The sequence below is a fragment of the uncultured Desulfovibrio sp. genome (genome assembly GCF_944327235.1).
Lineage (GTDB): Bacteria > Desulfobacterota > Desulfovibrionia > Desulfovibrionales > Desulfovibrionaceae > Desulfovibrio.
Map to the genome: position 1 here is coordinate 21,309 of NZ_CALVHE010000026.1, position 8,390 is coordinate 29,698.

The window sequence follows — 8,390 nt, forward strand, 5'->3', positions numbered from 1 at the left end:
GCAAGAAGCTCGGCAGCTAAAAAAGCACTTTTTCGCGGGGGCTAGCTATCTGGATTTATTCAAATTTTTCTGCAATTTCAAGAGATTATCAAGAAAAACTTGAACATGTTTCCAGAAAATGCCAGATTTCAGCGTGGCTCTAGGAGATAGCAAAAACGATCTCGAACAGCAATCGCTTGTTTTGGAGGATAGCAGGATGCCCCGAACCAGGACTTCCCACACCGGTGTTTACTACCGCGAATCCACCAAACGCCGACTCCCGGATGGTACATCCGATATTTGTTATGACATCCATTACAAGCGCGACGGAAAAGACATCTGGCAAACCGTCGGCTGGAAATCGGCAGGAGTCACCTTACAGGATGCCGTGCGGCTTCGTCAACAGCGCATCGAAGAAAAAAAGAGGCCGGCGACGCCGGAAAAGGACTATGTACCCAGCGGAAAACGCATCAAGACGCGCTACGTCGGGGTCTACTTCCGCGTGGCGAAGCTCCGGCTAACGGCGGACGGCAAGGCGGATCGCTGCTTTGACATCCACTACAAGCGTGACGGGAAGTACGTCTGGGAGAAGGTCGGCTGGCGCTCCGAGGGCTACACCGTGCAGGATGCCATTGCCATCCGAGGACGGAGGATCAAGAGCGACAGACACCCGGAGGAGCAAGACCAGCCAAGGCAACAGGATCCGGGCAAATCGGCCACGATTGGCGATATTTGGCGGCACTATGTCAAGAACTGCTTGCCTCACCTCAAAAATACCAGAGTGCCACGAGGCGCATACAATGTCCATATCAGGCCGCGTTTTGAGCATTTCCCCGCCGAAAAACTGGATCCGCTTGAAGTCGAGAGGTTCAAGCTCGCCCTTTTGAGTACCAGGAAGGTAAGCGGTGAGCACATTTCCAAGGGATACGTCAACGCCATTCTTGGCCTGCTTGGTCAGCTCCTCAAGAAGGGACTGGAGTGGGGGCTGATCAAATCATTCGATCTGCATGTCTTGAAAGACCGCATCAGAAACGCTGAGAACAGGCGAGAAAAGTACCTTTCCCCGAAAGAGATTTCCATCATCTTCGACGGATTGCGGATGACATCCCTTGAGGTCTTCCATGCCGCGAGAGTCTCTTTGTACTCAGGGCTTCGGGTGAGCGAGGTCGCCGCCCTCAAGGCGGCCAATGTGGATATTGCCGCACGGCTCCTCTATACCGACGGCAAAACGGGCAAACGGGTCGCCTACTTCCCGACATGTCTTGAGGAAACGATGCGATGCCTGAAGGAAAACGCCCTTCCTGACGGGCGATGCTTTTCCATGACCGACAAAAGCCTCAGCAAGGCTTTTGCCAGAGTCGTTGACGCTACAGGCTTGAATGAGGGCAAGGAGTCCTCTCAAAAAATCGTCTTCCACACGCTGCGGCATACCTTCTGTTCCATCCTGGCCATGCGCGGCGTCTCCCTCTATACCATCGGCGAACTGGCCGGACACCGGCAGCCCAGCACGACCAGGCGGTACGCCAAGCTCTCTCCAGACACCAAACGCGCCGCTCTGAAAAAGCTCGACAACCTGGACTGTTCTCTTGTCTGAGGTGGGGGTGCGCTGACGCGCATCATCCTCGCCAACCGTTCGTCGTTGGCCCCGTCCGCTTGTGCAGCTCCGTGCGCTGCGCGTACTCGCTTCCGCGCTTCCGTGTCCCTCTCCTCCGGTTGTCACGGATGATTCCCCCTCCTTTCGGGATGTTCCTGTGTGGGCTTTGCCCACCCGCGCATGGACATGTGGTGAGTTCTGGCGAACCACATGTCCAATGCGCGGCGTTGGACAAAACTCCAAAGGAGGAAACGTCATGACGACATCCACACACATCACCGAAGGCAGCATTCTTGTTGAAATCTGGGGCTATGAACAGACCAACGCGGATTTTTTCCGAGTTGAAAAAAGAACTCCCAAGACGGTGGTGCTCACACGGCTTGAACGAATCAGCCAAATAGATGAAACGCTGACCGGTACGGCTGTCCCCGGCAAGCCTTTGTCCGGCCCCACCTTGCGCCGCAAAGTAATTTTCCATCAAGGCATGGAAATGGCTAATGGAGAATCTGGGATACTACGCCTGTGGGATCAGCGCCCCGTCCGAATATCTTCCTACGCCTGACACGCTGGTTTTGACCCCCGTCAGCAAAAACGCTACACAGGAAAAAGGAGAAACGACCATGAGCGCCACCATCATTTTCGACAATCGGAATTATGTCAGCCGACTGGAACAGGCCGGATTCACCCGGATGCAGGCTGAGGCACAGGCGGAAGTCCTGACGGAACACAGCGAAACCTTGCGTGCCGCCCTGCAACCACTCCTGCGATTCTACGAGGAGACCGCTCATAGGGACTTGGCTACCAAGGGGGACGTGCTGGATACGCGCCTTGAAATCGAAAAAGTTCGCGCGGAGGTTGAAAAAGTCCGCGCCGATCTCAAGGTGGACATCGAAAAAGTCCGCGCCGATCTCAAGGTGGACATCGAAAATACCCGCGTCGAAGTTGAAAAAGTTCGTGCGGAGGTTGAAAAAGTCCGCGCTGACCTCAAGTCGGACATGGCGAAAGTCAAATATGATCTGCTCAAGTGGCAGATTGGGATTGGCATTGCCCTTGTAGCCATTATGGCAAAGGGCTTTGGCTGGCTGGGCTTCTAAGTCTTTCCCACACTGCAACCGAAAGGGCGGCAAGTTGCCGCCCTTTTTGCGTATCATGAAAATACCCGGCGGCATCCGGTATGCCGCAATCCGCCGCCATTGTCTGCGGTGGGGGTGCGCTGACGCGCATCATCCTTGCCAACCGTTCGTCGCTGGCCCCGTCCGCTTGTGCAGCTCCGTGCGCTGCGCGTACTCGCTTCCGCGCTCCCGTGCCCCTCTCCTCCAGTTGTCACGGATGATTCCCCCTCCTTTCGGGATGCTCCTGCGTGGGCTTTGCCCACCCGCGCATTGTCATGTGGTGAGTTCTGGCGAACCACATGTCCAATGCGCGGCGTTGGACAAAACTCCAAAGGAGAATACATCATGACGACCCAGACCTCACCCATCACGGAATCCACCGTCCCGACCTCGCAAATGGCCCATGAGCTGCACAAGCACTTTGGGGCGGCTGATATAGTCGTTGAGTCAACGGTGTATGCGTGGCTGCGGAAACTCTCCCCAGACTATGACGGCGGTTTCTGGGAGTTCCACACGCTTTCAAATGGGGGATTTTTCATGCAGCCCGTGGCGAACAGTCGTTTCCAGGTGGATAGCCCCAACGGGGCTTCCGCCAGCATGACGGCGAGGGATGCGGGCATAACCGCCACGCTTTTTGCCCTGAGCCATATCTCCTTCCATCCAGCCGCCCCGGAGACGATCAGCCGCCACTTTGAACTGCTGTATGAATATCTGGACGTACTGCCGGAGCGATCCGCAGCGGACATCCTGCGGATCACGGATTAGGAAAACGCCGCCCCGGCTCATCACAGGCCGGGGCGGCGTTCAGCCGTCAAGCTGATCATGCGAGTCTAATCCACATCCAGCTTGCCTTCTCTGGCGAGCTGTTCCCGGTATGCCTGATCTTCCTCGATATCTTTCAGGGTCAGGGCATCCTCCTGAAAAGCGCCCATAGCTTCCGCCACTTCGGGATCAAGTTCCACGGCATGGCCATCTTCGGCCTGGAGGTAGGCGTCCGTGGCGATGTCATCCAGCGTTTCCTTGTCCATGCGAATCTCCTCAAGGTGGTTGCCGTTTACGGTGTACGCATGGTGTTACACTTTTGGCGTAAAAGCAAGGTTTTCGCATAGGCTCTGTCCATTTCAAGAAAAATTTTAACTGCATTTTGGCCACAGTTGGTCATACTTGGTCACTGTTGGTCACAAAATAGAAAAAATTTGGTCATACTTGGTCACTGTTGGTCATAAATACAAAAAAAATTAGTCACAGTTGGTCACAGTCGGTCATACTTGGTCATAGTTGGTCATCTACACAAAACTATTGAAAAAATCTCCAAACATGACATAGACTACCCCAAAATCCGAGGGCAGGACAGGTAAAGTGGTACCACTTTTTCAAGTGGCCACTTTACGTCCTGCCCTGCCGGGGGCGGCTTACTCGCCTGCGGCTCGACGCAAAAAAGGAGCGGCATCATGGAAGATCGACAGAACAACGGACAGGAAAGCATCGTTCAACCCATTGAAAATATTGTCGAGGTTGACGAGCGCGGCATGTTTACCACGTCGCTGATCGTGGCACGGGCGTTCGAGAAGGAGCATTTCAATGTTCTCCGGGATATTGAAAAGCTGGAATGCTCCGAGACCTTCAACGCCCTCAATTTTGAAGCCGTTGAATACAGGGACGCCAAGGGGGAGATGCGTCCCGCCTACCGGCTGACCCGCGACGGCTTTGCCTTTCTGGCGATGGGCTTCACCGGGAAGAAGGCGGCGGCCTGGAAGGAAAAATTCCTGGAGGCGTTCAACGCGATGGAACGCGCGCTGACAGGCGGGCGTGAAGCCCCCACTCTTTACATGGAGCAAAAACCTGCGGACGTGGAGAGCTTCCCCTTCACGCCCAACTGCAAACTGGACAAGGAGTCCGGAGAGATCTTGCAGGGGCTGGCGCGCGTGGTGGCCTGGTGGCGGAGCGAGTCCGTGGACGACATCATGCGGGATCTGCTGGTCAGGCTGTACTGCCGGCGCATCGAGGACGTGCAGAGGGAATCCTTCTACAGCGGTCTTGTCTTCCTCTGGAACAAGCTTTTCCGCATCGAAAAGGAAGGACGCGCCCATGTTGTCCACTCCCTGGCGGAAGGGAAAGAGGCGCTGGAGGGCATGATCTCCTTCTGGGCCTATGCCAGTGAAGACCATACACGGAGTCACATCACGAATTACCTGTGCAACAGGTGCAACATCACTGAACTTTCGGCCATTGACGACGAAAACACGCTCAGGCAGGCGTTCCTCGCCCTGTTTGTGGGCTTCACCGGCAGGACGCTCGTAGACTTCCGGGAAAGGGAAATGAGGTTCCTCTATTGAGCTCGAAAGCCCGCCGGAAGTTCCTGCTCAAGTCCTACGTCACGGAAGAGGAGTTTGAGCGGATCATGGCCGCCAGTGACATGGCGTCCCTGAGCCTCTCCGAGTACGTCCGGCGCGTCTGCCTGGGCGTGAAGGTGGAGAGCCGCGATGACCAGCAGGCCCGGCGGGATCTGCTCAAGATCAGTGCCGACCTGGGCAGATTGGGCGGCCTGCTCAAGCAGGCCATTGCCGCCGGGCAGGACAAGGCGACGGTGAGCGCCATGCTGCGCGGCATAGACAAGACACGGGCCGAGTTGCTGGCCAGAGTGAAGAAGACATGATCAGTACCCGGATCCCCTGCAAACCCCAGAACGACAACTACCGCCGCCTGGCCGACTACATAGCCGCCGGGCGCGGTCAGGAGGTGGAACATGGGCGAAGCTACGGACTCACATCTGAGCCCTACCTTACGGCAGTGCGGCAGATTGCCGGAAACCGCCTGCGTGGACTGTCCCAATGCCATCTGGCATCTTACAGCGGGAAGCCGCGCAAATTTGCGCATCTTCTGTCTTTTGATGCACGCACTGATCGACGAGCCGCTGAGGGCGTGCGACGGGACGATCATCGTGCCGCGCCCGTGAAGGGCAAGCCGGAAAAGTGCCTCTTTTGCTGGAGCGCGGGCTGTTGGGCCGGGGATGACTACGAGCTGGCCATACAGGAGGTGCTGGATACCCAGGCGCTCAACACCCGCACCGGCAAGGAGAAGACCTATCATCTCGTGGTGAGCTTCCGTCCGGAGGATGAAAGCCGTCTCACCGAGGAGACCCTGAAGGAAATGGAGCGCCGCTTTGCCGAGGTGCTTGGCCTGTCCGAGCATCAGCGGCATTGCGGCGTACACGTCAACACCGACAACCTGCATATGCACGTTGCCTACAATCTCATCCATCCGGAGAAGCTGACGCGGGTAGAGCCGTGGCGGGACTACATCAAGCGGGATCGCTTGTGCCGCGAGCTGGAAAAAGAGTTCGGCCTGAGCATCGACAACGGCAGGGACAGCGTTGCGGAAAAAGGGCTTGGGGAGCAGGCCGCCGGGATGGAGGCGCATACCGGCAAGCAATCCTTTGAAGGGTATGCGCGGGAGCATGGCGAGGCGATCCTGAACGTCCTGGAGCACGCCCGGAGCTGGGATGACGCGCATCATGCGGTCGCCGTGTACGGCCTGGAGCTGAAGCCGCGCGGGGCCGGGCTTGTCGTGGCCAATCGCCACGGCGACCAGCACGTCAAGGCCAGCGCGGTTCATCGGGAACTGTCGTTCAAAAAGCTGGAGGCCCGCTTCGGCGCATTCCGGCCGGCGGGCATACCGCTGCCGGAGAGCAAGTCGCGGTATGAACCGCAGCGGCCCATCCAGCAAACGCCCGACCTGACACCGCTCTGGGAAGAGTATCAAACAGCGCAAGAGCGTTCAAAATGGAAGACGGAAGCCGGGATCAAGGACGTGCGGCGGCAGTGGGAGCAATACCGAACCATGCTGGATCGGCAGATCATCGGCAAACGGACACGCGCAAGCCTCCTCAAGCTGGCGCGACAGCGCGAAGCGCGGGCGATCCATGCCGTGCGCATGAAGCACGCCGTGGGCGGCTGGCTGGAGTTCCTTCAGGACAAGGCCAGGCATGGCCATGAAACCGCCCTTGCCGTGCTGCGTTCCCGCCGCATGGAAGTACAGCCTGAGTCGCCAACATGGATGCGCGACCGGGACGGCTATCTGGCCACGCAAGTGGCCATACAGGAAAAGGGCGTGTCCGGACGGACAAAGGCGCGCCTGTCCTGCGCGGCGCTCATGGAAAGCCTCTTCCCCGGCACAAAGTCCAACATTTCTTCGCATGGCGAAGTGATCTTCACGCTTCCCGATGGCGGGAAGATCTGCGACTCCGGCCAGCGGATCCGTTTTTCTCCGGAGGCGCGTTCAGTGGCCATGACGTACATGGCCGCCAAATGGCATGTCCGTGGCCGGGAACGAGACGAGAGCGGCAAGTCCGTCTATACGCTGTCCGACGGACGAAAGATCAGGGACGGCGGCCTGATGTTCGAGCGGCCACCCGCTGGAGAGCGTCATCAGGAACGCTCCCAGGATTTTGAGCGGTGAGCCTTCACCCTCCGGCGCAGGTGGCCAGAAGAGAGCAGGCGGCAAGGTACGCCTTGCCCGGCAATGGCCACATGCCGGACTGAACCATCCGGCGGCTTCCGCGCCGTTTCATGGCCGGTCGTCCCAGCCGCAGGACATCGGGCATGGCTTCCACGGCTTCCCGTTCATCCTTGTCCAGCACATGCTGGTATGTCCGCAGGATCATGAGTTCATTCCGATGCCCCATGAGTTTGGCCAACGGCTTGAGCTTCGCGCCGCCTTGCACGGAGTATGTCGCATAGGCATGGCGCAGCGAGTACGGCGTGATCCGCCGGTGGATCCCCGCGCGGCGCAAGGCCGTATGCCATGCACGATGGATGGTGCGTACCGGACGGCCCCGCCAGTGGACGACGTGCTCGGCCCCGCTCCTCATGTCCTCTTCGAGCCATTGCCGTAACAGGGGCAGGAGGGATTCCCGGATCGGCAGCTCACGGGCGCTCTCTTTCGCGCCCTTCGCGGCGTTGGGCATGCGGATGATGCCGTTCTCCAGATCGACATCCTTCCAGCGGAGCCGGAAAAGCTCGCTTGGGCCTATGCGCGGCCCGCAGTAGGCTCCCAGGACTATCACACGCCTGACGTGAGGTTCCGCCGCATGGAAGATGCGGCGCAGTTCTTCCGGCGTCGGTGGAGCCATGCGCTGGGGGCGGGCCTGCGGCAGGCGCAGGCTGGACAGGGGATTTTGCGGCAGGATGCCCATTTTCACCGCCCAATTGAGCGCGGATCGCAGGATGGAGATGCGCCGGTTGATCGTCGCCTGGCAAAGGCCCCGCACTTTCTGGAGCTCCATGAACTGAAGCATGTCTTCACTTGTGAGGCGTATTGCCTGGCGCTGGCCATAAAGCGTGAGGATATGCGCGGCATGGTATGCCGCCTGCTTTGCCGTTGTCCGATTGGACAGCGCGACGGAAAGGTATCGCTGAAAGAGCTCTTCCACCGTCATGCGCGGGCATGATGCCCGCTCCCTGCGGCGACGCTTGGCCATGAGTTCCTTTTCCCTGGCAAGGACTGTGTTCAGGGAATCCACAAACTCCCGTGCGGCGGCTTCCGACGAGAACCCCTGATGATGCCGCGCTCCCGTCCGGCTCCGCCAGTAGACGACCCATTGCCCTTTTTTCCGGTGTGGTTGATGTCGAATCTCCATATCTGCTCTCCTCCTTGCTACCTTGTCGGCAGACGGAGGAATCAGGATACCCGGAACTGTTCGCGCT

Annotated in this window: 9 protein-coding genes; 7 read left to right on the forward strand and 2 right to left on the reverse strand. The window is 58.4% G+C overall.

From position 1 onward, the window contains the following. Positions 1-196: 196 nt before the first annotated feature. The 4 genes from Q0K00_RS05665 to Q0K00_RS05680 all read left to right on the forward strand — a co-directional run bounded on the left by Q0K00_RS05665 (position 197) and on the right by Q0K00_RS05680 (position 3,450). Positions 197-1,573, forward strand: coding sequence for a site-specific integrase (locus tag Q0K00_RS05665; RefSeq protein ID WP_297227996.1), 1,377 nt, complete (start codon positions 197-199; stop codon positions 1,571-1,573). A 256-nt stretch (positions 1,574-1,829) separates the two neighbouring features. Beyond that, positions 1,830-2,135: a hypothetical protein gene (locus tag Q0K00_RS05670; protein ID WP_297227997.1), complete on the forward strand. Its 306-nt coding sequence runs from the start codon at positions 1,830-1,832 to the stop codon at positions 2,133-2,135. 58 nt (positions 2,136-2,193) lie between these two features. Then, positions 2,194-2,667: a coiled-coil domain-containing protein gene (locus Q0K00_RS05675; RefSeq protein WP_297227998.1), complete on the forward strand. Its 474-nt coding sequence runs from the start codon at positions 2,194-2,196 to the stop codon at positions 2,665-2,667. 363 nt (positions 2,668-3,030) lie between these two features. Further along, the gene (locus tag Q0K00_RS05680) at positions 3,031-3,450 is read left to right on the forward strand and encodes an antirestriction protein (protein WP_297227999.1); all 420 of its coding nucleotides are present in this window, start codon (positions 3,031-3,033) and stop codon (positions 3,448-3,450) included. Positions 3,451-3,515: 65 nt separating this feature from the next. Here the strand turns inward: Q0K00_RS05680 and Q0K00_RS05685 are convergent, their stop codons facing one another. Further along, positions 3,516-3,713, reverse strand: a complete 198-nt coding sequence (locus Q0K00_RS05685) for a hypothetical protein (protein WP_297228000.1) — start codon at positions 3,711-3,713, stop codon at positions 3,516-3,518. A 423-nt stretch (positions 3,714-4,136) separates the two neighbouring features. Here Q0K00_RS05685 and Q0K00_RS05690 point away from each other — a divergent pair, with 423 nt between their 5' ends. From Q0K00_RS05690 to traI, 3 genes are read left to right on the forward strand one after another with little or no spacing between them, the layout of a single operon-like run. Next, on the forward strand, positions 4,137-5,021 hold the full coding sequence (locus Q0K00_RS05690) for a Rha family transcriptional regulator (protein ID WP_297228001.1): 885 nt from the start codon (positions 4,137-4,139) through the stop codon (positions 5,019-5,021). Then, entirely contained in the window at positions 5,018-5,341 is a 324-nt protein-coding gene (locus tag Q0K00_RS05695) for a conjugal transfer protein TraJ (RefSeq protein WP_297228002.1), read from the forward strand. Before Q0K00_RS05690 ends, Q0K00_RS05695 begins: the two co-directional genes overlap by 4 nt. Further along, positions 5,338-7,143: a TraI/MobA(P) family conjugative relaxase gene (gene traI / locus Q0K00_RS05700; protein WP_297228003.1), complete on the forward strand. Its 1,806-nt coding sequence runs from the start codon at positions 5,338-5,340 to the stop codon at positions 7,141-7,143. Before Q0K00_RS05695 ends, traI begins: the two co-directional genes overlap by 4 nt. Positions 7,144-7,147: 4 nt before the next feature. On the opposite strand, the gene Q0K00_RS05705 is transcribed toward traI, so the two are convergent. Continuing rightward, on the reverse strand, positions 7,148-8,323 hold the full coding sequence (locus Q0K00_RS05705; RefSeq protein ID WP_297228004.1) for a site-specific integrase: 1,176 nt from the start codon (positions 8,321-8,323) through the stop codon (positions 7,148-7,150). Positions 8,324-8,390 lie beyond the last annotated feature (67 nt).

Bases quoted from the DNA above. Each gene is read 5' to 3' on its own strand.
- Q0K00_RS05705 (WP_297228004.1), bottom strand. From the start codon at position 8,323: ATGGAGATTCGACATCAACCACACCGGAAAAAAGGGCAATGGGTCGTC.
- Q0K00_RS05685 (WP_297228000.1), bottom strand. From the start codon at position 3,713: ATGGACAAGGAAACGCTGGATGACATCGCCACGGACGCCTACCTCCAG.
- traI (WP_297228003.1), top strand. From the start codon at position 5,338: ATGATCAGTACCCGGATCCCCTGCAAACCCCAGAACGACAACTACCGC.
- Q0K00_RS05670 (WP_297227997.1), top strand. From the start codon at position 1,830: ATGACGACATCCACACACATCACCGAAGGCAGCATTCTTGTTGAAATC.
- Q0K00_RS05665 (WP_297227996.1), top strand. From the start codon at position 197: ATGCCCCGAACCAGGACTTCCCACACCGGTGTTTACTACCGCGAATCC.
- Q0K00_RS05680 (WP_297227999.1), top strand. From the start codon at position 3,031: ATGACGACCCAGACCTCACCCATCACGGAATCCACCGTCCCGACCTCG.
- Q0K00_RS05675 (WP_297227998.1), top strand. From the start codon at position 2,194: ATGAGCGCCACCATCATTTTCGACAATCGGAATTATGTCAGCCGACTG.
- Q0K00_RS05690 (WP_297228001.1), top strand. From the start codon at position 4,137: ATGGAAGATCGACAGAACAACGGACAGGAAAGCATCGTTCAACCCATT.